The sequence below is a fragment of the Tamlana crocina genome, assembly GCF_012037625.1.
Genome location: NZ_JAAVJS010000208.1, coordinates 1 through 470 on the forward strand (window position 1 = coordinate 1; position 470 = coordinate 470).

1 protein-coding gene is annotated in these 470 nt (G+C 40.9%); it reads left to right on the forward strand.

From position 1 onward, the window contains the following. Nucleotides 1–470 (forward strand): efflux RND transporter permease subunit (locus HC176_RS16345; RefSeq protein ID WP_167920063.1); only part of this gene is annotated, 470 nt, incomplete at both ends.

Consider the following 470-nt stretch of genomic DNA (forward strand, 5'->3'; position numbering starts at 1 on the left):
TGAAGATAACCGTGTCCAGATCGTCAATAGTGGAAATGCCATTAATATTTCGGTACAGAAGCAAAACAATGCGAATACAGTGAACGTAGCTAAAGCAGTATTGGAACGAATTCCCGAATTGTCTGCAAATTTACCCCCTGATGTTAAAATAGAAACAGTTATAGATACTTCAGATTTTATTCTAAACTCGGTGAATAACTTATCTGAAGTTCTCATCTACGCAATAGTGTTTGTGGTGCTGGTGGTGTTTGTGTTTTTGCGTAGATGGCGGGCCACTTTTATTGTTGCACTCACAATTCCATTTTCTCTCATTGGTGCTTTCATTTACCTGTCACTAACCGGCAGCACCCTAAATCTCATCTCCCTTTCTTCTTTGTCTATAGCCCTGGGAATGGTGGTAGATGACGCTATTGTAGTACTGGAAAATATCTCCACTTATGTAGATAGGGGAACTAAAGGGCGTGAGGCGG